15 protein-coding genes are annotated in these 22,050 nt (G+C 63.8%); 9 read left to right on the plus strand and 6 right to left on the minus strand.

All coding sequences use genetic code 11. The features are described 5' to 3' along the window. Window positions 1-43: 43 nt before the first annotated feature. Complete coding sequence (locus Q3Y64_RS07745) at window positions 44-5,851, plus strand: excinuclease ABC subunit UvrA (RefSeq protein ID WP_303560714.1); 5,808 nt, start codon at window positions 44-46, stop codon at window positions 5,849-5,851. A gap of 66 nt (window positions 5,852-5,917) precedes the next feature. Here Q3Y64_RS07745 and Q3Y64_RS07750 read toward each other — a convergent pair whose 3' ends face one another. Then, a complete protein-coding gene (locus tag Q3Y64_RS07750) occupies window positions 5,918-7,927 on the minus strand; it encodes a TonB-dependent siderophore receptor (RefSeq protein WP_158239184.1) in 2,010 nt (669 codons plus the stop codon). A gap of 161 nt (window positions 7,928-8,088) precedes the next feature. Between Q3Y64_RS07750 and Q3Y64_RS07755 the strand changes: the two genes are divergently transcribed. Genes Q3Y64_RS07755 through Q3Y64_RS07780 form a run of 6 tightly spaced genes read left to right on the plus strand, consistent with a single transcriptional unit; the run spans window position 8,089 to window position 11,802 of the window. Next, the gene (locus Q3Y64_RS07755; RefSeq protein ID WP_101941988.1) at window positions 8,089-8,904 is read left to right on the plus strand and encodes a BPSS1780 family membrane protein; all 816 of its coding nucleotides are present in this window, start codon (window positions 8,089-8,091) and stop codon (window positions 8,902-8,904) included. Continuing rightward, the gene (locus Q3Y64_RS07760) at window positions 8,904-9,653 is read left to right on the plus strand and encodes a BPSS1780 family membrane protein (protein WP_303560718.1); all 750 of its coding nucleotides are present in this window, start codon (window positions 8,904-8,906) and stop codon (window positions 9,651-9,653) included. Before Q3Y64_RS07755 ends, Q3Y64_RS07760 begins: the two co-directional genes overlap by 1 nt. Further along, complete coding sequence (gene nadD / locus Q3Y64_RS07765; RefSeq protein WP_303560719.1) at window positions 9,650-10,306, plus strand: nicotinate-nucleotide adenylyltransferase; 657 nt, start codon at window positions 9,650-9,652, stop codon at window positions 10,304-10,306. Before Q3Y64_RS07760 ends, nadD begins: the two co-directional genes overlap by 4 nt. 12 nt (window positions 10,307-10,318) lie before the next feature. Beyond that, window positions 10,319-10,693, plus strand: a complete 375-nt coding sequence (gene rsfS, locus Q3Y64_RS07770; RefSeq protein ID WP_303560721.1) for a ribosome silencing factor — start codon at window positions 10,319-10,321, stop codon at window positions 10,691-10,693. Between the two features lie 10 nt (window positions 10,694-10,703). Next, entirely contained in the window at window positions 10,704-11,174 is a 471-nt protein-coding gene (gene rlmH, locus Q3Y64_RS07775) for a 23S rRNA (pseudouridine(1915)-N(3))-methyltransferase RlmH (protein ID WP_303560723.1), read from the plus strand. Window positions 11,175-11,181: 7 nt separating this feature from the next. Continuing rightward, the gene (locus tag Q3Y64_RS07780; RefSeq protein WP_101941993.1) at window positions 11,182-11,802 is read left to right on the plus strand and encodes a nucleoside triphosphate pyrophosphatase; all 621 of its coding nucleotides are present in this window, start codon (window positions 11,182-11,184) and stop codon (window positions 11,800-11,802) included. A 231-nt stretch (window positions 11,803-12,033) separates the two neighbouring features. Here Q3Y64_RS07780 and Q3Y64_RS07785 read toward each other — a convergent pair whose 3' ends face one another. The 4 genes from Q3Y64_RS07785 to ubiB form a co-directional block, all read right to left on the minus strand. Next, window positions 12,034-13,086 carry a VanZ family protein gene (locus Q3Y64_RS07785; RefSeq protein WP_303560726.1) on the minus strand — a complete coding sequence of 351 codons (1,053 nt, stop codon included), beginning with the start codon at window positions 13,084-13,086 and terminating at the stop codon, window positions 12,034-12,036. 13 nt (window positions 13,087-13,099) lie between these two features. Then, the gene (locus tag Q3Y64_RS07790) at window positions 13,100-14,647 is read right to left on the minus strand and encodes a sodium:solute symporter family protein (protein WP_101941995.1); all 1,548 of its coding nucleotides are present in this window, start codon (window positions 14,645-14,647) and stop codon (window positions 13,100-13,102) included. Between the two features lie 169 nt (window positions 14,648-14,816). Further along, the gene (locus tag Q3Y64_RS07795) at window positions 14,817-15,530 is read right to left on the minus strand and encodes an ABC transporter substrate-binding protein (RefSeq protein ID WP_303560729.1); all 714 of its coding nucleotides are present in this window, start codon (window positions 15,528-15,530) and stop codon (window positions 14,817-14,819) included. 229 nt (window positions 15,531-15,759) lie between these two features. Then, complete coding sequence (gene ubiB / locus Q3Y64_RS07800; protein ID WP_303561119.1) at window positions 15,760-17,283, minus strand: ubiquinone biosynthesis regulatory protein kinase UbiB; 1,524 nt, start codon at window positions 17,281-17,283, stop codon at window positions 15,760-15,762. Window positions 17,284-17,441: 158 nt separating this feature from the next. Here ubiB and hemE point away from each other — a divergent pair, with 158 nt between their 5' ends. Together hemE and Q3Y64_RS07810 are read left to right on the plus strand one after the other, a co-directional pair. Continuing rightward, entirely contained in the window at window positions 17,442-18,503 is a 1,062-nt protein-coding gene (hemE, locus tag Q3Y64_RS07805) for a uroporphyrinogen decarboxylase (protein WP_303560731.1), read from the plus strand. Window positions 18,504-18,917: 414 nt separating this feature from the next. Beyond that, window positions 18,918-21,101, plus strand: a complete 2,184-nt coding sequence (locus tag Q3Y64_RS07810) for a primosomal protein N' (RefSeq protein WP_303560733.1) — start codon at window positions 18,918-18,920, stop codon at window positions 21,099-21,101. Between the two features lie 45 nt (window positions 21,102-21,146). Here Q3Y64_RS07810 and lgt read toward each other — a convergent pair whose 3' ends face one another. Next, complete coding sequence (gene lgt, locus Q3Y64_RS07815) at window positions 21,147-22,037, minus strand: prolipoprotein diacylglyceryl transferase (protein ID WP_303560735.1); 891 nt, start codon at window positions 22,035-22,037, stop codon at window positions 21,147-21,149. Between the last annotated feature and the right edge of the window lie 13 nt (window positions 22,038-22,050).

Here is a 22,050-nt window from a genome sequence, read left to right on the forward strand (position 1 = left end):
GCCACAATTCAGACGTACAAGAACAGCGCCACCCAGCCCCGACATGTCGCATCCATACAACAAAGCCAGCATCCGCATTCGCGGTGCTCGCCAGAACAATCTCAAGAACATCAGTCTCGACATCCCGCTCGGTGAGCTGGTGGTGGTGACCGGCCCCTCCGGCTCGGGCAAGAGCTCGCTGGTTTTCGACACGCTCTACGCCGAGGGCCAGCGCCGCTACGTCGAGACCTTCTCGCCTTACGCACGGCAGTTCCTCGACCGCATGGACAAGCCGCAGGTCGACGCCATCGAAGGCGTGCCGCCGGCAATTGCCATCGACCAGAGCAATCAGGTGCGCACCTCGCGCTCCACGGTCGGCACCATGACCGAGCTGGCCGATTACCTGAAGCTGCTCTACGCCCGCGCCAGCCACCTGTATTGCAAGGGCTGCGGCGCAAAAGTCGAAAAGGAAACACCGCAGACTATCCTCGCCACGCTGACCACGCGCTGCCCGCAACATGAGGACCCGCGTCTGGCCATCGTCGCGCCCCTGCCGGTTCCCGAGAATTTCACGGTCGAAGAAATGCGCGGCCATCTGGAGCGTCAGGGCTTCACGCGCATCACCGAGGATGACAAGCGGATTCTGGTGACAGTGGACCGCTTCCGCTTCGGCAACGCCGAAACCGCACGCGTCAGCGAAGCGCTGGAGGCCGCGCTGAAGCTCGGCAACGGCAAGCTGGAAGTGCATCTGGGCGGCGAAGCCATTGTTTCGGGAGTCGGGAGTCGGGAGTTGGGAGTCGGAAAAGCAGGGGGCGCAGAGCACACTCCCCACTCCCCACTCCCAACTCCCGATATCTGGAAGTTCTCCGCCGACCTGCACTGCGCCGAGTGCGATATCCACTACAGCGCGCCCACCTCGGCCAACTTCTCCTTCAACTCCGCCGTCGGCGCCTGCGAGACCTGTAAGGGCTTCGGCCGCGTGATCGGCATCGACCCCGGCCTGATCGTGCCGGACGAATCGAAGACGCTCGCCGGTGGCGCGGTGAAGCCCTGGCAGAGCGAGAGCTACAAGGAATGTCAGGACGATCTGATGAAGATGTGCCGCCTGCGCGGCGTGGCTACCGACATCGCCTGGCGCGACCTGCCCGCAGAACATCGCATTTGGGTCATGGAAGGCGAACCGGAGTTCAAAAGCTGGCAGCGTTCCTGGCCAAAATACTGGTACGGCGTGCGCAGCTTCTTCGACTGGCTGGAAACCAAGGCCTACAAGATGCACATCCGCGTGCTGCTCAGCCGCTACCGCGCCTACACCGACTGCCCGGCCTGCGCCGGTGCGCGCCTGAAAACGGATTCGCTGCTGTGGCGCGTGGGTAGCAAGACGCAAGCAGACACGGCGCTGGGCATTTCCCCTCTCCCGCGTGCGGGAGAGGGTGGCCCGCAGGGCCGGGAGAGGGCTGTGACGCTTTCCCTCTCCCCCAGCCCCTCTCCCGCAAGCGAGAGAGGGGAGTACGTTCCGGCGCGCCGGCGCTTCCGCCCCAAGGGCATGCGCCTTGCGGACGCGCAGCTGCAAGCCCTGCCCGGCCTGTCGCTGCACGACGCGATGAGCCTGCCGATCGAACGCGCGCGCGAATTCTTCAACGGCCTGCACATCGAAGGCAGCGCGGGCGACGCGGTCGATCTGGTGATGAACGAAATCCGCGGGCGACTCAGCTACCTGTGCGAAGTGGGCCTCGGCTACCTCACGCTGGACCGCCAGAGCCGCACGCTCTCCGGCGGCGAGGTGCAGCGCATCAACCTCACCACCGCGCTGGGCACCTCGCTAGTGAATACACTGTTCGTACTCGACGAGCCTTCCATCGGCCTGCACCCGCGCGACATCGACCGTATCAACGGCGTGATGCGCCGCCTGCGTGACGCGGGCAACTCGCTGGTGGTGGTGGAGCACGATCCGGCCGTGATGCTCAATGCCGATCGGATTGTCGACATCGGCCCCGGCCCCGGCGCGGCGGGTGGCAACATTGTGTTCAACGGCACGCCGGACGAGCTGCGCGCCCGCACCGACACCCTCACCGCTCAGTACCTCGGCGGTCACAAGCAGGTCGACGCCGGCCTCATTCGCCAGAAGGTCGAAGTCAAAACTCCGCGCCTGAAGCTGCTCGGCGCCACGGCCAACAACCTGAAAAATGTGGATCTCTCCATCCCACTGGGACGGCTTGTCTGCGTCACCGGCGTCTCCGGCTCGGGCAAGTCCACGCTAATTCAGGATGTGCTGTGGCCCGCCCTGAAGAAGGCCAAGGGCGAAGCCACCGAAGCGCCGGGCGCTTTCGCCAAACTCATCGGCGAAGACCTGATCGAAGCCATTGTCATGGTCGATCAGAGCCAGATCGGCAAAACCACGCGCTCCAACCCTGCCAGTTACGTCGGCGCTTTCGACGTGATCCGCAAACGCTTCGCGGCCCTGCCCGACGCCGAACAGCGCGGCTACACCGCCGGCACCTTCTCCTTCAACTCCGGCGATGGGCGCTGCCCAACCTGCGGCGGCAACGGCTTCGAGCACGTCGAGATGCAGTTCCTCTCCGATGTGTATCTGCGCTGCCCGGACTGCGACGGCAAACGCTACCGCCCCGAAATCCTTGAGCTGCAATTGCAGGGCAAGAACATCGCCGAGGTGCTGGAACTGACCTGCGCCGATGCGCTGAACTTCTTCGCCGGTGACAAAGATCTGGTGCGCGCCATCCAGCCACTGGTGGATGTCGGCCTAGATTACCTGACCCTCGGCCAGCCGGTGCCGACGCTCTCCGGCGGCGAGGCGCAGCGCCTCAAGCTCGCCGGGCATCTGGCCGAGTACGCGGCGAAATCCTCGAAGAAGAAAGCCTCGACCAAAGGTTCGCTCTTTTTGTTCGACGAACCCACCACCGGTCTGCACTTCGGCGATATCGTGAAGCTGCTGCGCGCCTTGCGTGCGCTGGTCGACGCCGGCAACACCGTGCTGGTCGTCGAGCACAATCTGGATGTCATGCGCGCAGCCGACTGGCTGATCGACCTCGGCCCGGAAGGCGGCGACGCTGGCGGCGAAATCCTCGTGGCCGGTACGATTGAAGACCTGATCGCCGAGCCGCGTTCGCATACCGGGCGGGCGCTGGCGGAATACCGGCTCGATGCGGCACCGCTCAAGGCTGCCGAGCCGCGCGTACGCTACCTGCCGGTGCAAGCGCCCAACACCATCCAGATCACCCACGCCCGCGAGCACAACCTCAAGAACGTCTCACTGGCGATCCAGCACAACAAGTTCACCGTGGTCACCGGCGTGTCTGGCTCGGGAAAATCCACACTCGCATTTGACATATTGTTTGCCGAAGGCCAGCGCCGCTATCTTGAATCGCTGAACGCCTACGCACGCCAGTTCGTACAGCCGGCGAGCAAGCCGGATGTAGATGCGATCCATGGCATTCCGCCCACGGTGGCCATCGAGCAGCGCACCAGCCGCGGCGGACGCAAGAGCACCGTCGGCACGCTCACCGAGGTGCATCACTTCCTGCGCCTGCTCTTCGTGAAGCTCGGCACCCAGCATTGCCCGGACTGCAACTGCGCGATCGAACCGCAGAGCCAGGACGCCATCGCCGCACGCCTGCTGCGCGACTATCGCGGCCACAAGATCGGCCTGCTCGCCCCACTGGTAGTCAATCGCAAAGGCCTGTACACCGAGCTGGCGCGCTGGGCCAAGAACAAGGGCTATACCCACCTGCGCGTCGACGGCGAGTTTCTGCCGGTCTCGCCCTGGCCGCGACTGGATCGCTTCAAGGAACACAACATCGAACTGCCGGTATGCGATGTAGATGTGCATGCCAACCACGAAGCCGAACTGCGCGAGAAACTGGCCGACGCGCTGGGCATCGGCAAAGGCACGATCCGCGTGATCACGCCAGACGGCAAGGACGCGGTGTTCTCCACCCTGCGCGCCTGCCCCTCTTGCGGCACCAGCTTCCCGGAGCTCGACCCGCGTCTCTTCTCCTACAACTCCAAGCACGGCTGGTGCGAGAGCTGTTGCGGCACCGGCGTGGAGATTCCGAAATGGATGAAAGACCCGGAGGTCGACGTCGCCGAAATGGAATTCGCCGGGCTGGATGACGAGGACGGCGCGGAAGTGGAATGCCGCAGCTGCCATGGCGAGCGCCTCAACCCGGTAGCGCGTGCGGTGCGCTATCGCGATGTGTCGATCACCGGCTACAGCAAGCGTTCGGTCAACGCCTTGGGCGAATGGGTGAATGGCCTGCAGCTTGAAGGCCGCGAAGCCGGCATCGGCCGCGACATCATCAGCGAGCTCAAGCACCGCCTCGCCTTCCTGCACGACGTGGGCCTCGGCTACCTCGCGCTGGATCGGGCCGCGCCGACCCTCTCCGGTGGCGAGGCCCAGCGTATCCGTCTGGCCTCCCAGCTCGGCAGCAATCTGCGCGGCGTGTGCTACGTGCTCGACGAACCTTCCATCGGACTCCACCCGCGCGACAACGGCGTACTGCTGGACATGCTCGAAGCCTTGCGCGCCAAGGGCAACACGGTGGTGGTGGTGGAGCACGATGAAGAAACCATCCGCCGCGCCGACGAAGTGCTGGACCTTGGCCCCGGCGCCGGCACGCGCGGCGGGCGCCTGATCGCCCAGGGCACGGCGGCACAGCTGATCGCATCAAACGATTCTGTCACCGGCCAATGCCTGCGCGAGCCGCTGCAGCACCCGCTGCACAGCCGCGCTGCGCCTGCGTCTGCAGACCCCTTCATCGAACTCGTCGGTGGCACGCTGCATAACCTGCAAAACGTGGCCGTACGCGTGCCGCTGAATCGCCTCACGGTGGTCACCGGCGTGTCCGGCTCAGGCAAATCCACGCTGGCGCGCGATGTGCTGCACGCCAATCTGAAGCGCCTGATCGGTGGCGACGAAGACGAGAAGGCCAAGCCCGCCGGGCGCAAATCAGCCAAGCCGATGCCACGCACCGAGAAACTTGCCAGCGGCATACAGGGCTGCGCGTCGATCACCGGCTGGCAGCCGGTCGGCCGCGTGCTCGAAGTGGACCAGACGCCGATCGGCAAGACGCCGCGCTCTTGCCCGGCCACCTACGTCGGTTTCTGGGACGAAATCCGCAAGATCTTCGCCAACACCGAGACCGCCAAGCTGCGTGGCTGGCAAGCCGCGCGCTTCTCCTTCAACACCGGCGACGGGCGCTGCCCGAGCTGCGAAGGCGCAGGCGTGCAGACCGTGGCGATGAGCTTCCTGCCGGACGTGAAAGTGCATTGCGAAGTCTGCGATGGCGCGCGCTTCAACGCCGACACGCTCACCGCGCTGTGGCGCGAGAAGAGCATCGCGCAGGTGCTGGCGATGGAAGTCGACGAAGCGGTCGAGTTCTTCGCCGCGCATCCCAAGGTCTCGCATCCGCTCAGGCTGCTGCAGGACGTGGGCCTCGGCTACCTCACCTTGGGCCAGGCCTCGCCGACGCTATCCGGTGGCGAGGCGCAGCGCATCAAGCTGGTCACCGAGCTGGCGAAAGTGAAGACCGACCCGGCTGCACGCGCCTCGAAGTTCAAGAGCCCGCACACCCTCTACGTGCTGGATGAACCCACCGTCGGTCTGCACATGGCCGACGTGGCGAAGCTGATCACCGTGCTGCATCGGCTGGTGGAGGCCGGCAACACCGCGCTGGTCATCGAGCACGATCTGGACGTGATGGCCGAAGCCGACTGGCTGATCGACATGGGGCCGGAAGGCGGCGACGAGGGCGGGCAAGTGGTGTATGAAGGCCCGCTGCAGGGGGTGCTGCAGGCTGGCAGCCACACCGGCAAGGCGCTAAGAGACTTTCTCAGGCGCACACAGCAGGGGAATTGAGCCTGGTAACAATCCACGTCGCGCAGCGGGGCTTCGCGACGTGGGCCTCGCTCCCGCGGGGCTGGATTAGAGTTCGACGGCCAGCCCCAGGTAGCCCACGGCCGACACCCGGTTGGCCGGGCATTGGCCTTGCAAGCTCTGCTGCGAACGATCGGCCACTTCCTGATGGCGCTCGCCGATATTGATCGCATTCAGCGAAAACTCGTACTTGCGTCCGCCAATCCGGGTGGCATAAGCGATGCGCGCATCGAAGGTGTTGTATGCCTTGGCGACATAGCTGTAGATCGGCACCATGCCATCCCCACCCGCCAGCGGGCCCATGCGAAAAGCCGAGATCATCGAGCTCCAGCCTGCACCCCAGCCTTGCTGCCAGGAAAGACTGGCGGTGTAAGGAGAGACGCGGTGCTGCAGGGCCTCATCCGCGTCCATCCTCACCATGCTGTGATTGAAGATCCAGTTGCCCTCACGCCAGGGGCTGAACTTGAACTGGTATTCGATGCCGGTGAGGGTGACCGGATTCGCCGCATTCACATACTGTGCGGAGTCCGTGTAGGTGTTCAGAACCGGCGATAGCGGCGACACGGCTGCCTGACGGTAGATGAAACCACGCACCCGCTCACGGTACAGGCGCACGTCAAGTGAGGACGCCATGGGCTTGAAACGGCCCAGATAGCCAAGCTCCACGCTATCCACCTGGGCCTGCCGGAGATCGGGATTCGGCACATAGGGATGCTGGATCAGGAGGCCGGTGTTCTGCTCGGTCGCTCGCACATCGCCCGAGGTTTCGAAGGTCGGGCGCTGGGTCCAGGCCCGAGCGGCACCGGCGCGCAGGGTGTCGCTGGCACTGGCCTGCCAGTTCAGGAACAGTCGCGGCGCTACATGCGCCGGCTCATGCTCGTACTGCTCCAAAGCTGCGCCACCCGTGAGCTGCCAGCCCGGCCGGAATTTCCATTCGGCATTACCAAAGAGACGTCCCATCTGGGTCACAACCGACTCGTCGCCGGCATACAGATAGTGCGCATCCACTTCATCACGACGCACTTCAAGGCCCCACACGGTCTGGGTATTGCCCGTCGGTGAGAGGCGCTGCTGCAATTCAACGTGATCACGCACCGCGCGCCGGTCGAGATCCACTGGCACCACCGGCCCTCCCGGAAAATACGGCGAATCGGCTCCGCGTGCGTTCCAGCGCTCGGCTATCCGTTCCTGATTGCGGTAGTAGTGCAGCAGCAACTCCTCGCCCGCTTTCGGCGCATGACTCCACTCAGTATGGAAGGTGTAGCTCTGGCTGCGAATGTCGCGCAGCGCATTGTTGCTGTTAACCGAGTCCGGATAGCCGGCCCCCTTGTCGGCATCGCTACCCGCCAGACGCACGCTGAGTTCGTCGATGGCACTGATCCGGTAGTCGCCACGCAGGCTGAGGATATTCACCTCGCGGCTGTCATTCACATTGGCAAAACCACTGTCGCGCTGGCGCTGAGCGTTCACACGCAAGCTCATGTCACCCAATTTACCGTTACCACCAGCTGCAATATCGAGCAGGCCGGGATATCCGCCATTGATGGCAACATGCCCGCCCGGCGCCTCATCGCTGTGACGCGTGATGATATTGATCACACCGAGGAAGGCATTGGCGCCATAAGTAACCGGGTTGGAGCCACGCACTACCTCGATACGCTCAATGTCATCGATGGTGATCGGCAGCGTGCTCCAGTCCACCCCGCCAAAGGCGGCCGGCGAATACACCGAGCGGCCATCGATCAACACCTGCATCTCCGAGGGATAGGTGGAGGACAAGCCGTGATAGGTCACCCACTGCGTGGTGGCACGCTCCTGCCCCACCTGCATGCCCGGCACAAGACGGAACAGGCGGCCGATATCGCGGTAGCCGGTCGCCTTGATGAACTCGCGATCCAGCACAGTCACCGCCCCCGGCGCTTCATTGAGCGGCTGGGGCAGGCGCGAAGCCGTCAGCACCGTCGGCAGCTCTTCAAAGTAAGGAGCTTCGCTCGCCGCACCGGGGCCGGCATGCAGCCAAGCCGGAAGGGTCAGGATCAATAGGGTAGTCACACGCATGCGGCGAATTATAGGCATGCCAACAGACTGCCGAACTGTGGAATATGTCACGCTTGTGGCCGAATACCACCCGGCACTGCGGCCCGGCAGCGATCTGTGCTAGCCTCTGATTCGCCCGCGCGCCCTGCTCCCGGCCCTGTTTACCCTCCCCTCGCAGCTCCATGAACCAGACCGCATCATCGCTTCGCCACCACGGCCTTGCTCACCTGCCGCAGGCCCGTCGCGTCAGCCCCCTGCGCTGTTTTTCCTGGCTGGCCGCCGGCTGGCGCCTGTTTGCAGCCCATCCGGCAGACTGGATCCTGATGGCTCTCGGCGCCTTCGCGCTGCTCGCCGTGTCCACCTTGCTGGTGCCGATCCCGCTGATCGGCCCGATCCTGCCGCCCTTGCTGCTGGCCCTGCTGATGGGTGGCATGCTTGAAGCCGCGGGCCGCCAGCGTGCAGGGGAAAGCACGCGTTTTGAACTGCTCTTCGCCGGTTTCCGCCTGCATGCCGGCAACCTGACCCTGGTCGGCCTGTTCTACGCGATCCCGCTGGTGCTGCTGCACCTGCTTGCCTACCTGGCCCTGAGTGGCGGCCTGCTGGTAAGCCTGCTGGGGATTTCGCTGGGCGCCACGGTCAACAGTCTGGCCGCCAGCGCCATGGGCGTGCTGGCCGATCTGGGTGTGGCCCTCGTCGTCTTCCTGCTGTTGTGGGGCATGATGCTGCTGGCTCTACTGCTAGCTCCGGCCCTGATCATGAAGGACAACATCGCCTCCTTTGACGCCATGCGCCTCTCCCTCAAGGCCAGCCTGCGCAATCCCGGCGCGATGTTCATGCTCGCGATCATGTTCTACCTGCTCTTCATCCTGGCCTTGCTACCGGCCGGGCTGGGCATCCTGATCTATATCCCGGTCGTCGTCGGAGCCGTACAGGCGGCGCATACCGAACTCTTTGAACCGGATCCCGAACCGCCGCTGCCGAACGGAGCCAACACCTGATGCAGGCCAGAAGCTTTCCGCCCGCCCAGGGCTGGCAATGGCTGAAGACCGGATTTGCAGTGTGGCGCCGCGCGCCGCTGATGCTCATCGCGGCCAGCATCACCCTGCTGATGACACTCTTCGTGGCGCTCATCATCCCGCTACTGGGGCAATTCCTGGCCTCCTTCGTGCTGCTGCCACTGGGCGTTGGCATGTTCCTGCTGTGCGGCGCCGTCCGCGCTGGCCAGCCAGCCCAACCCGGCATGCTGTTCCGCGGTTTCCGCCTGCATATGCCGGAGCAGGTGGTGCTGGGCCTGCTGCGTATCGCCGGACAATTGCTGGTGATGTGGCTGGCCGGCCTGCTTGCAGGAGTCGACGGCTCGGCCCCGCTGCTGCAAGTGGCCGAAGATGGCCAGAGCGCCAGCATTACGCCCGAGCTGCAGCCCTTCATGTTGTGGGGCCTCGTCCTCGGTCTGCCATTGGAAATGCTGTTCTGGTTCTCGCCGGTACTGATCGCCCTGGCCGAAGTGAAGCCCATGAAGGCGGTGTTTTTCAGCGCGGTAGCCTGTTGGCGCAATCTGGGCGCGATCTGCGTCTTTTTCGCGGCCTGGGCAGCGATCTGCGTGGCGCTGCCAGCCATGCTGGTCAGCCTTGCACCGGCTTTGCTGAGCCTTCTTGCTCCGCCAGCCCTGCTCATCATGATGCCGGTCTTCTACGCCAGCTTCCATGCCGCCGCCTGCGACATCTTCGGCGAGGCCCTGCGGGCATGAGCGTCAGCCCGCCGCTGGGTATTCTTGGCGGCACTTTCGATCCGATCCACTATGGTCACCTGCGCATGGCCGAGGAAGCCCGTGAGGCCCTCGGCCTCGCCCGGGTGCGCCTGATTCCAGCAGGCCGCCCGCCACATCGCGAGCAACCCGCCACGCCGGCCGAGATGCGTCTGGCCATGACCCATCTGGCGGTAGAGGATTGCCCCCATCTGGAAGTCGACCCGGCCGAAGTACTGGCCGACGCCCCCAGCTACACCGTGCCGACGCTGGAGCGCCTGCGCGCCGAGCTCGGCCCGGACCAGCCGCTGGTACTACTGCTGGGCATGGACGCCTTTCGTAGCCTCGCCAGCTGGCACCGCTGGCAGGATCTGTTCAGCCTCGCCCATATCGGTGTCGCCACCCGCCCTGGCTATACCCTCGCCGAGCAGACCCTTGGCGACAGCCTCGCAACCGAGCTGCAAAGCCGCAACGCGGCACGCCCTGGCCTGCTGGCCGCAACACCCGCCGGCCGCATCGCCAGTTTCGCGATGACTCCGCTGGCCATTTCGGCCACCGCCATCCGCGCCACCCTCACCCACCACGGCAGCCCGCGCTTTTTGCTGCCCGACGCGGTTCTGGACTATATTCAGGACCATCATCTCTACCTGACCTGACGCACCCGCTACATGGAACTCCGCAAGCTGCAGAAAATCGTCGTTGATGCTCTTGAAGACATCAAGGCGCAAGATATCGAAGTTATTAACGTCACCAAGCTCACCTCACTATTCGATCGGGTGATCATCGCCAGTGGCAGCTCCAACCGCCAGACCCGGGCATTGGCCAACAATGTGCAGGAAAAGGTCAAAGAGGCCGGCGGTGAAGTATTGAGCACCGAAGGTGAGGAAAGCGGCGAGTGGGTGCTGGTCGACCTGGGTGATATCGTCGTTCATCTCATGCAACCTGCCGTACGCGAGTACTACAACCTCGAAGAGTTGTGGTCCACCACCCCCACTCGTCGTGGCAAGCTGATCGCAGCCAACGAGGCGGCGGCACGCGAGTAATCATCCAGCCATGAAACTGGTCATCGCCGCAGTCGGCACCAAGATGCCGGCCTGGGTCGAAGCCGGATACGCAGAATTCGCCAAGCGCCTGCCGCGCGACTGTCCGCTCGAGCTGCTCGAAGTCAAAGCCGAGCCCCGTACCACCGGAAAAACCCCGGCGGCCATGATGGCGGCAGAAGCCGAGCGCCTGCGCGCTGCCTTGCCTGCACGGCGCCGGCTGGTGGTGCTGGATGAGCGCGGCGACGACATCAGTACCCGCCAGCTCGCCGAACGCCTGCAAAAATGGATGGGCATGGGCGACGATGTGGCCTTCGTGATTGGCGGACCGGACGGGCTGGATCCTGCGCTGAAGGCCGAGGCGCAGGAGAGGATCCGTCTCTCCAGCCTCACCTTGCCGCATGCGATGGTGCGGCCCTTGCTGGCCGAGGCCTTGTACCGAGCCTGGAGCCTTGTGAACAACCACCCTTATCACCGTGAATGAGGCCGCCATGCCGCCCTTCAGCCATCCCCGCATTTACCTGGCCTCACGCAGCCCGCGCCGGCGCGAGTTGTTGCACCAGATCGGCGTCGAGTTCGACACCCTCACCTTCCGCGCCCCGCCGCGCGATGATGCCGACGTATCAGAAGCCGTGCTGCCCGGCGAGGATGCCGAAACCTATGTCCAGCGCGTGGCCTGTGCCAAGGCCGACGGCGCCTTGCGCCGCCTGGGCTGGCGCAGCCTGCGTCCACAACCGGTGCTGTCGGCCGATACCACGCTCGATCTGGACGGGGAGATCATCGGCAAGCCGGATGATGAAACCCACGCCGTCGCGATCCTGCGCCAGTTGAGCGGGCGCAGCCACCGCGTACTGACTGCCGTAGCGGTCGCCGACGCGAGTCGCATGGAGCACTGCCTGTCGGTCAGCACGGTGCATTTCCGCCCGCTCGACGACGAGGATATCCGCCGCTACATCGCCAGCGGCGAACCTTTCGACAAGGCCGGCGCCTATGGCATTCAGGGGCGCGCAGCAAGCTTCATCCGCGAGATCAGCGGCTCCTACACCGGCATCATGGGTCTGCCGCTGTTTGAAACCTCGGAGTTACTGCGCAAATTCGGACTGGAAGTCTGATCACGAACGGCGCCGGCCTCAGAAGCAGTTCCCGATCTTGCTGCGAGGCCGTGATCAGGGCTCATGCGCTGCTCGGAACCCTCATTGATCAACATAAACTCCGGTTCCTGTGCTGCGCTTCCCCAGGGTTTGCTTTGCACAGCAAACCGGCTGCGGCAGCGCAGAGCGGGCGCTGCTAAACCCTGCCTCGCCCCTGCTGACGGCCTCTCGCTACAGATCGTGAACAGCTTCTCAGCGCCGCTGCAGACCTGCCTGTGCTGACAGCCAGGCCAGTGCCAGAAAAGGCCACAGCGAACTGACCAGCTGGGTGAGGCCGTAGAAATTCAGAAAGTGCCCCTGCTGCAGGGTGCGGACCGAAGCGTCGATGAAGGGATTGTCCGGCGCAAGATTGACCAACGCGGTACTCAGCAGCAGAGTCAGGCTCACCAGCGCGTGCTGGCTCCAGCGCGGCAGGCGCAACGCCAGCACACTCAACACGGCCCCCAGCAGCAAGCCCCGCACAGCGCCCGGCGTCGCCCATTGCCAGGGATCGGCCGGCACCAGAAACAAAGCACACGCCAGGGTGCGCAGGGCCAAGCCTGCCAACAGCACGCCGAGCAGGCGCGGCAGCGAAGCTTCACGACTGCCGCGCGCCAGCAGCAGTCCCAGCGCCAAGGTGCTGCTGGCCACCACCGCCGTCTCCAGCAGCAGATAGCGGCGCGCCGAGAAAGCCAGCGGCGCCGGCAGATCCAGCAGACTACGCAAATCGCCATTGCCGAAGAGCAGCCCGGTCGGCTCCAGTTGTGCCAACCACCACAGCCCCACCAGCAGCAGCCCGAACTCTCCAACATGCCCCGGCAACAGCGCTTGACGCCGCCAGCGCTGCAGGGCTCCACCCTCGGCCAGGAAATGGCCCCAGCGCAAGCCCGCCAGAGCGCCCAGCACTCCGCCAAAGGTATTGGTGGCCAGATCGAGATTCGACGAGATACGCCCCGGTAACCAGTTTTGCGCGAATTCGATGGCAAAACTCAGCAGCAGACTGGCCAGCAGAACGCCCAACACGATCCGGCCCGGCTTGCGCCGGCTGGCAATGCTGGCCGCCAGGGTAAAACCGAAAGGCAGGAAACCAGCAATGTTGAGCCATACATCGAGCTGCGAGATGTATTTCTGCCAGGGCGCCACAAGAAAGGCCAGCGGCGACACGCCCGGACTGGCCCAGCCGGAAAAAGGGTGCAGGCAGGCATACAGGGTGAGCCCCAGCCACAGGGCGCACAGATAGCGAGGCAGGCGACCGTGGGGGTTCATCCGGCCGCCAGGCTCACGGCCGCGGGGGGGTGTGCTCGGTCAGACCGGCCGCCATTCCGTGATGCGCCGCCTCGCCAATATGATGGCCATGGTGCTGGCGCATGCCCTCGGCCGCTGTCGGCAGCCACTGCGGCAACAAAGAACCCGCCACCATCGCCGCAACGCTGGCGAGCAGGCCAATGAACTGTGGCGGAATGGTCGTCGCCAATTCGATCCAGGCCGCGGGAGCGGGCAGCCAGCCCATCATTGGCAACAGCAGGCTGATCCACACCAGACCACCGAAGGCAATAGCAAATATCGCCCCCTGATTGGTTGCACGCTTCCAGTACAGGCCAAAGGCAAGCGGCGCGAAAGCCATGGCCAGTGTCACCGAATAAGCCTGTTCGACCATCTGGTAGATCGAGGCCTCGCTGTTGAGCGCGAAACTCAGCGTGAGACCAGTGAAGACCACCACGATGATGCGCGTCATGCGCAGGAAGTGCGCGTCGTTCATCCCAGGCATAAAGCCACGCAGCACGTTTTCCGAGAATGTCACGGAAGGCGCCAGCAAGGTGCCCGAAGCCGTACTCATGATGGCCGACAACAGGGCGCCAAAGAACAGCACCTGCGCCAATACGGGCATGTGCGTCAGCACCAGCTGAGGCAGGATCATCTGCGAATCGCCCCCTTCGGCCAGATGAGTGGCCACCAGTTCAGGCGCCACGATGGAGGCCGAGTAGGCAATAAACAGGGGCACAAAGGCAAAGAAGAAATACCCCACCCCGCCAGTCACGGTGCCCCACACTGCGCCCGTTTCGTTGCGCGCCGAATTCACGCGCTGAAACACGTCCTGCTGCGGAATGGAGCCGAGCGCCATGGTCGAGAAACCGGCAATGAAAGCCACCCACTGCAGCCAGTTGCCCTTGGGCAGCAGCTCAAGCTTGCCATTGGCCGCCATATGATCGACCACCGTACCTACGCCGCCAGCCATATCGCCCACTGCGTAAGCGATGTAGAGCAGACCTGCAACGATCACCAGCATCTGCATGAAATCCGTCAGCGCCACCGACCACATGCCGCCATAGAGCGTATAGAGCAGCACCACGCCGGTACCAATGACCATGCCCCACTCCGGCGTGATCTGGCCTCTAGAGAGCACGGCGAAGACCAGCCCCAAAGCAGAGATTTGCGCCGCCACCCAGCCAAGGTAGGAAATCGTAATGACAATTGAGGTGATGATTTCCACCGCGCGGCCGTAGCGACGACGGTAGAAGTCGCCGAGCGTCATGAGATTCATGCGATACAGCGGAAGTGCGAAAAACAGGCCGAAGAAGATCAGCGCGGCGGATGAGCCAAAGGGATCGGCAATGATGCCGGACATGCCATCCTTGACGAAGGTAGCCGAGATGCCCAGCACGGTTTCCGCGCCGAACCAGGTCGCAAACACGGTTGCGACAGTAATGTAAAAAGGCAGATGGCGGCCGGCGGTAACGTAATCGCTCGAGTTTTTCACGCGCGTGGCGGCATACAGACCGATACCCACGGAGACCAGCAAGTACAGAACCACAAAAGCAATCAGCATCTCGAAACTCCGGTGCGCGAGCGTCATGAGCCCGCAGTGCTGCGATCCGGCCATCCGCCGTAGAAACAGGGGTTTAGTGCCGAATTATACCCACAGGGGCAGGTTTCATAGGCTGGGGAATCCAGGGTTTTTCCACTTCGCACGAGCGTGCGAAGGGCTGGCACAACGATCAGGGCAGACGAATGACCGGCGGGGTGCCTGCAAAACGTTCCAGGTGCTTTTTGAGCAAGGCGTCCGGCACGCCTTTGCGATCGAGCGCTTCGAGTTTCCGGTTGATCTCGGCTATCAGCCCCTGGTGTGCCGATTTTTTGCTGAACGCAAAATGGATGGCTTGCTCCGAAATCATCGGCTGGAGGGCGCTGATCACGCCCGCTTCAGGGTGGCTCTGCACGTAGGTCATGCCCGTGTAATAACCGGTGACGAAATAGTCGATCCGCCCGAGGAGCAGTTTACGGAAATTGTTTTCCATGGACGGAGCCCCTTCCATGGTCAGATTCAGCCGCCAGAACTCATCAAAGCCGCCCCCGAAGGTATCGCCCGCGCTGTAGCCTCCCTGGCGCCCCTGCAAGGAATTCCAATTGCCGAACCTGAAGCGGCGGTCTTCCCGCACGAACACGGCAATCGGATTTGCAAACGCGCGGTGGGGCACGAAATTCAGAAACTCCTCACGCTCAGGCGTTTTGCGCAAGCTCAGCAGCATGTCGATCTGGCCATCGGCAGCCAGCGCCAGCACCCGCTTCCACGGATAGACCAGCGCCTTGAACGTCACGCCGGCTGGTCGAACAAGCTCCAGCAATTCGATGCTTGCCCCATCAAACGCAGTCTCGCTCACCGCCCAGTGATAGGGTGGATAGCCAGGATTGGTCGAATAGGTGACAACCACAGGCTCCTGCTGAGCGAATACCAGCCATGGCAGGCAGAAAAGTGCATAGCCCAGAGATCGCCGAAATCGCCCACGCACAAGTCTGCTCCTGTTGCGTAACCCACTTCAGCTTAAAGGGCAGCAGAAAACTTCCGCTCCGCCTTGCCCTGATGGCTCACTCAGGCAGCACAAGTTTCAGCACAAGCAGGAAAGAACCGGACAGGAACCACCATCGAGCGCAGCATAGCGGTCAAAGATAGGGTTTCAGCACGTCCAGCAGAACCAGCCCGGCAAGCATCACGCCCAGCGTGATCAGCCAGCGGTTGCGGCGCTGCTGCAGGGCCATCAGCTCGGCATGGCGTGCCGCCGCGCGCACCTCTGCATCACTGGCCAGGGCCCGGTGCAGGAGCCGTGGCAACTGCGGCAGCGTGGCGGCCCAGTTCGGCGCCTCGTCTTTCAAATGGCGGATGAAGGCTCGCCAGCCAATCTGCTCGCTCATCCACTTCTCGAGGAAGGGCTTGGCGGTCTGCCACAGGTCCAGATCGGGGTCGAGCTGACGACCAAGGCCTTCGATGTTGAGCAGGGTCTTCTGCAGCATCACGAGCTGCGGCTGCACTTCCATCTCGAAGCGGCGCGCGGTCTGGAACAGACGCAGCAAGGTTTTGCCGAAGGAAATATCTTTCAGCGGGCGGTCAAAAATCGGCTCGCACACGGCGCGGATCGCAGTTTCGAATTCATCCACGCGTGTGTGCGCCGGCACCCAGCCCGCATCGATGTGCGCTTGCGCCACACGCTTGTAGTCGCGCTGAAAGAAGGCCAGGAAGTTCTGCGCCAGATAGGCTTTGTCGCGGTCGGTAAGGGTGCCCATGATGCCAAAATCCAGCGCCACGTACTGGCCGTTGGCGGCGACGAGGATGTTGCCCGGATGCATGTCGGCATGGAAATAGCCGTCGCGGAAAACCTGGGTGAAGAAGATTTCCACCCCGGCGCGTGACAGCGCCTTCAGATCAACGCCTTGAGCGCGCAGAACATCCGTTCGCGACACCGGCGTGCCGACCATGCGCTGCATCACCAGCGCCCGCTGCGCACAGAAATCCCAATACACCTCGGGCACCTGAAGCAGGCTCGAGTCCTTGAAATTGCGCCGTAGCTGCGAGCAATTGGAAGCCTCACGCATCATATCCAGCTCGTCTTCGAGATGACGAGCGAACTCCTGCACGACCTCCCGCGGCTTGAGGCGACGGCCGTCGGCCCACAGCTTTTCGATCAGGAAAGCCGCCGTATCCAGCAGCGCCACGTCATGCGCGATCACAGGCTCGATGCCAGGACGCAGCACTTTCACGGCGACTTCGGTGCCGTCCGGCAGCACTGCGAAATGCACCTGGGCCACCGAAGCGGAAGCCACCGGCTCGGGCTCGAAATGCTTGAACACCTCGCTCACCGGCTGACCATATTCCGCCGCCAGAACCTCAAGCACCTGGTTCGACGGGAAAGGCGGCACCCGATCCTGCAGCAGGGCCAGCTCGTCGGCAATATCCAGCGGCAGCAGATCGCGGCGGGTGGACAGCATCTGGCCGAACTTCACGAAAATCGGCCCCAGCGACTCCAGTGCCAAGCGCAAACGCTCGCCACGCGGCGCTGCAAACTGCCGAGCCGGCAGGAGTCGATGCAGCCATTCTCCAAAACGGGTATTGGCTGCATGTTCGCGGATCATCTGATCCAGACCGAAGCGCAGACTGACGGTGATGATCTTGGCGAGGCGGAACAGGCGCACGATGAGGCTTGGGCGGGGGAAAGCGGCGATGGTAGCACCGCCTTCGACGAAGGACTGCGGAGGATGACCGGGCACTTCGTCCCGTCATTTCACAGGCTGGGCCTTCACTCAGTCCGGTCTCACTTACAATCCCTCCACCCCAAACCGAGCGCCCTGCCATGACCCGCCCCACCAATGACACCCTGCTGTGCGCGCTGATGCGCGAGCCGACCGACTACACCCCGCTGTGGCTGATGCGTCAGGCCGGCCGTTACCTGCCCGAATACCGCGCCAGCCGGGCCACGGCCGGCAGCTTCATGGATCTGTGCCGCAACGCGGATTTCGCCACCGAAGTCACCCTGCAGCCGCTGGACCGCTTCCCGCTGGACGCCGCCATCCTGTTCTCCGACATCCTCACCGTGCCGGACGCCATGGGCCTCGGCCTCTCCTTCGCTGAGGGTGAAGGCCCGCGCTTTGCCCGCCCGCTGCGGGATGAAGCCGCGATCCGTGCGCTGGATGTCGCGCCGATGGAAAAGCTCGACTACGTCTTCAACGCGGTCGCCGCGATCCGCAAGGCGCTGGGCAATCGCGTGCCCCTGATCGGTTTCTCCGGCAGCCCCTTCACGCTCGCCTGCTACATGATCGAAGGTCGCGGCTCGGACGACTTCCGTCACATCAAGGGCCTGATGTACTCGCGCCCGGACCTGCTCCATCACATCCTCGACGTGAATGCGCGCACCGTTACCGAATACCTGAACCAGCAGATCGAGCATGGCGCGCAAGCCGTGATGGTGTTCGACACGTGGGGCGGCATCCTCACCGGCCCGGCTTATCGCGAGTTCTCGCTGGAATACATGCGCCGCATCGTTGCTGGCGTGAAGCGCGAACACAACGGTCAGCGCGTGCCAGTCGTTCTGTTCACCAAGGGCGGTGGTCAGTGGCTCACCGACATGGCCGATACCGGCTGCGACGCGCTGGGGCTGGACTGGACCGTTGACCCAGCTCAAGCGCGTGCCCTTGTGGGCAAGCGTGTCGCGCTGCAGGGCAACATGGATCCGATCTCGCTGATGGGTTCGGCCGAAGGGGTCGCCGCCGAAACCCGCCGTGTGCTGGAGGCCTTCGGCCCAGCGCCAGGGCACGTTTTCAACCTTGGTCACGGCATTTCACAGCACACCCCGCCGGAGAATGTGGCCGTGCTGGTGGACGTTGTGCACCGCCACAGCCGAGCCCTGCGCACATGAAGCTGGAATGACGGTTTTATTGCAGCGGGGAAAGCGTAAAGCCCGCTGCAACTGGGTTTGCACTAAGTAACAAACACCTGGCGGAAGAGTTTGAGGGGGCTTGACTTATGCACAAGTCGCAGTTCCGCCAAGTATTGCTCCTTCCGCAGCTAAGCACAAACCCTTATTGCATACTCATATCATTGATTAGAAAGAAGTTTTTATTATTTAAAGGCCCTTTAGCACGAATCACAAAGACGAAGCAAGCCCTGTCCATGCACCGTCAGCACGATTACAACCCACACTTTTATCCACAGCTTTTGTGGATAAAAAGAAGACCCAAGCCCGGCAGATGCTTGCCGTGCAAAGCGCCGAAACAACTTCAGCTTCAGCGCGCAACTCACTGATCTGAAATCGACTTCGCCTTCCGCCGGGATGACTCTTTCGCACCGCATTGTTCGCATCGCCCTACCGCTTCCGAGGCCCCGTCTGTTCGATTACCTGGCAGGACCTGAAGCCCGGCCCGAAGTCGGACACTGCGTACGCCTGCCCTTTGGTCCGGGTGAAAAAACCGGCGTAATTGTCGCTATTGACCCGCCTGACGCTCTGCCGGTCGAAAAGCTCAAACCCATCCTCGAACTGCTCGCCGAAATCCCGCCCCTGCCCGCCCAATGGCTGGCCCTCACCCAGTTCGCCGCCCGCTACTATCAGCACCCGCTCGGCGAAGTGATCTCCGCCGCCCTGCCGCCGGGCATCCGCCGCGCAGTGAAACTGCCGCGCGACGACGATCCGTGGCTGGCCACCACTGCCGACGGACGAGCCGCCCTGAGTGAAGCCAAACGGATCACCAAGGCATTGGCTGCCGTAGAAGCCGTGCAAGCCGCTGGCGCGCGCCGGCGCAGCCAACTCCTGAACGACCTGGAAGGCGATGCTTCCGGCGCGATCCGCGAGGCGCGCAACAAGGGCTGGCTGGAAGTGGTCGCCCGCGCCGGCGAGCGCGAGCCAATCGGTGCGCTGACGCTGAACGAAGCACAGGCCGACGCCGTAAGCGCCGTCAACGCGTCCGCCGGCTCATTCAAACCCTTTCTGCTCTTTGGCGTGACCGGCTCTGGCAAGACCGAGGTCTACCTGCATCAGATCGCCCACGCCCTCGCGGCGGGCAAACAGGCGCTGATGCTGGTGCCGGAGATCGGCCTCACGCCGCAGCTCATGGAACGCGTCGCGAGCCGCTTCCCGGGCGCCAATCTGGTGTCGCTTCACAGCGGCATGGCCGATGGCGCGCGTTCGCTAGGCTTCGTGCAGGCGCTCAAGGGCGAAGCGGATATCGTGCTCGGCACCCGCCTGTCCGTGTTCGTGCCCCTGCCACGCCTCGGCCTGATCGTGATCGACGAAGAGCACGACGCCTCCTTCAAACAGCAGGACGGCCTGCGCTACTCGGCGCGTGATCTGGCCGTGTGGCGGGCGAACTACGAAAAGCTCCCCATCGTGCTCGGCTCGGCCACGCCCTCGCTGGAAACCTGGCTGCACGCCGAAGCCAAGCGCTACACCCGACTAGACCTGCCGCTGCCCGCCGTGGCCGACAAGCCGCCCAGCCTGCGCCGCATCGACACCCGTCGCGTGAAGCTGGATAACGGACTCTCGCCGGGCCTGATCGAAGGCATCCGTACACGCATTGCACGCGGCGAGCAGAGCCTCGTATTCCTCAACCGACGCGGCTACGCCCCGGTCATCGCCTGCCCGCAATGCAACTGGATTTCCGCCTGCCCGCATTGCTCGGCCAACATGGTCTTCCACGCGGCAGACCGCTCGCTGCGCTGCCACCACTGCGGCCATGAGGGGCGTGTGCCGCATATCTGCCCCGGCTGCGGCAATCAGGATCTGCACGCCTTTGGCCGCGGCACCCAACGGCTGGAAGAACGCCTGCGCGAGCACTTCCCCGAGGCCCGCATCGAACGCGTGGACCGCGACGCGGTGCGCACGCCTGCGCAATGGGAAGAGGTTCGCGGCCGCATCGAAGCACGCGAGATCGACGTGCTGGTGGGCACCCAGATGCTCGCCAAGGGGCACGACTTCCCGATGCTCACACTGGTCGGCATCGTCGGCGCAGACGCCGGCCTGTATGCCGCCGACTACCGCGCCCCCGAGCGCCTGTTCCAGCAGCTGATGCAGGTGGCCGGCCGCAGCGGGCGCGGCGAGCTGCCTGGCGAAGTGCTGGTACAGACCGAGTTCCCCGAGCATCCGCTCTACGAACACCTCGCCCGCCGCGACTACCCCGGCTTCGCCAAGCGCGAACTGGCCGAGCGCAAGCTCGCTGGCTTCCCGCCGTATGGCTTTCACGCGGTGTTGCGCGCCGAAGCACCAGAACTGGATACGGCAGTCGCCTTCCTGCAGCAGGCCCGCGCTGCCGCCGAAGCCTTGCAAAGCCCGGTACGCCTGTTCGACGTGGTGCCCATGCGCCTGGTGCGCAAGGCGCGGCTGGAGCGTGCCCAGTTGGTGATCGAATGTGACACCCGCCCCGGCCTGCAAGCCATGCTCACCGAGCTGATGCCTCTGCTCTACGCGCTGAAACTCACCAAAGACCTGCGCTGGCACATCGACGTTGATCCGGGCGAGCTATAAAAAGGGCAGCCCGGGCTGCCCTTGGATCAATGGGCTCGGGGTGGCTCAGGCCTTGCGCCGATAGGCCCAAATCATCATTGCGACGCCTGCCAGGATCATCGGCAGCGAAAGCCACTGTCCCATCGACAGGTGGCCGGCGAGCAGGCCGAGGAAATCATCCGGCTCGCGGGCAAATTCGGCGATAAAGCGGAAGCTGCCATAGCCGATCAGGAATAGGCCGGACACCGCGCCCATCGGCCGTGGCTTGCGCGAGAACAGCCACAGGATCACGAACAGGGTCAGGCCCTCAAGCGCGAACTGGTAGAGCTGCGAGGCGTGGCGTGGCAGCCCGGTCACCATCTGCTGGCTGACCGGTTCGAAGTACTGCACGAGCGAGCCCTGCAGGGCCGGGTCGGCAGCGACTTGCTTTGCGTCCGCCTGCCAGGCCTGCGGGAAGATCACGGCCCAGGGTGCGTCCGGCGCGGTCACGCGGCCCCACAGTTCGCCGTTAATGAAATTGCCCAAACGCCCCGCTGCGAGACCGGTGGGCACCAGCGGCGCAACAAAATCGCCGACCTGCAGGAAGTGACGCCCGGTCTTGCGACCGAACAGCCACAGCGCGATCAGCACGCCGAGCAAGCCACCGTGGAAGGCCATGCCGCCTTCCCATACCTTAAGGATTTCGAGCGGATGCGAGAAGTAGAAGCTCGCCTTATAGAACAGCACATAGCCCAGGCGCCCACCGAGAATCACGCCGAGCATGCCGTAGAAGAGCAGATCGTCCTGCGCCTCGCGGGTCCAGCCCATATCGGGTCGACGCCGCATGTACTGGCGACCGAGCACGATAAAGAGCAGGAAAGCAAGCAGGTACATCAGGCCATACCAGCGTACGGCCAGCGGGCCGATGGCAAGGGCCACCGGATCGAACTGCGGATGGATGAAAGGCAGGGCAGGCATCTTGAGCAGCGGC

Source organism: Uliginosibacterium sp. 31-12, from assembly GCF_030548425.1.
In the GTDB taxonomy this organism is placed as follows: domain Bacteria; phylum Pseudomonadota; class Gammaproteobacteria; order Burkholderiales; family Rhodocyclaceae; genus Uliginosibacterium; species Uliginosibacterium aquaticum.

What these genes read in the sequence shown, in the direction of transcription:
- Q3Y64_RS07745 (WP_303560714.1), top strand. Translation starts at nt 44, where the DNA reads ATGTCGCATCCATACAACAAAGCCAGCATCCGCATTCGCGGTGCTCGC.
- Q3Y64_RS07750 (WP_158239184.1), bottom strand. Translation starts at nt 7,927, where the DNA reads ATGCGTGTGACTACCCTATTGATCCTGACCCTTCCGGCTTGGCTGCAT.
- Q3Y64_RS07755 (WP_101941988.1), top strand. Translation starts at nt 8,089, where the DNA reads ATGAACCAGACCGCATCATCGCTTCGCCACCACGGCCTTGCTCACCTG.
- Q3Y64_RS07760 (WP_303560718.1), top strand. Translation starts at nt 8,904, where the DNA reads ATGCAGGCCAGAAGCTTTCCGCCCGCCCAGGGCTGGCAATGGCTGAAG.
- nadD (WP_303560719.1), top strand. Translation starts at nt 9,650, where the DNA reads ATGAGCGTCAGCCCGCCGCTGGGTATTCTTGGCGGCACTTTCGATCCG.
- rsfS (WP_303560721.1), top strand. Translation starts at nt 10,319, where the DNA reads ATGGAACTCCGCAAGCTGCAGAAAATCGTCGTTGATGCTCTTGAAGAC.
- rlmH (WP_303560723.1), top strand. Translation starts at nt 10,704, where the DNA reads ATGAAACTGGTCATCGCCGCAGTCGGCACCAAGATGCCGGCCTGGGTC.
- Q3Y64_RS07780 (WP_101941993.1), top strand. Translation starts at nt 11,182, where the DNA reads ATGCCGCCCTTCAGCCATCCCCGCATTTACCTGGCCTCACGCAGCCCG.
- Q3Y64_RS07785 (WP_303560726.1), bottom strand. Translation starts at nt 13,086, where the DNA reads ATGAACCCCCACGGTCGCCTGCCTCGCTATCTGTGCGCCCTGTGGCTG.
- Q3Y64_RS07790 (WP_101941995.1), bottom strand. Translation starts at nt 14,647, where the DNA reads ATGCTGATTGCTTTTGTGGTTCTGTACTTGCTGGTCTCCGTGGGTATC.
- hemE (WP_303560731.1), top strand. Translation starts at nt 17,442, where the DNA reads ATGACCCGCCCCACCAATGACACCCTGCTGTGCGCGCTGATGCGCGAG.
- Q3Y64_RS07810 (WP_303560733.1), top strand. Translation starts at nt 18,918, where the DNA reads ATGACTCTTTCGCACCGCATTGTTCGCATCGCCCTACCGCTTCCGAGG.
- lgt (WP_303560735.1), bottom strand. Translation starts at nt 22,037, where the DNA reads ATGCCTGCCCTGCCTTTCATCCATCCGCAGTTCGATCCGGTGGCCCTT.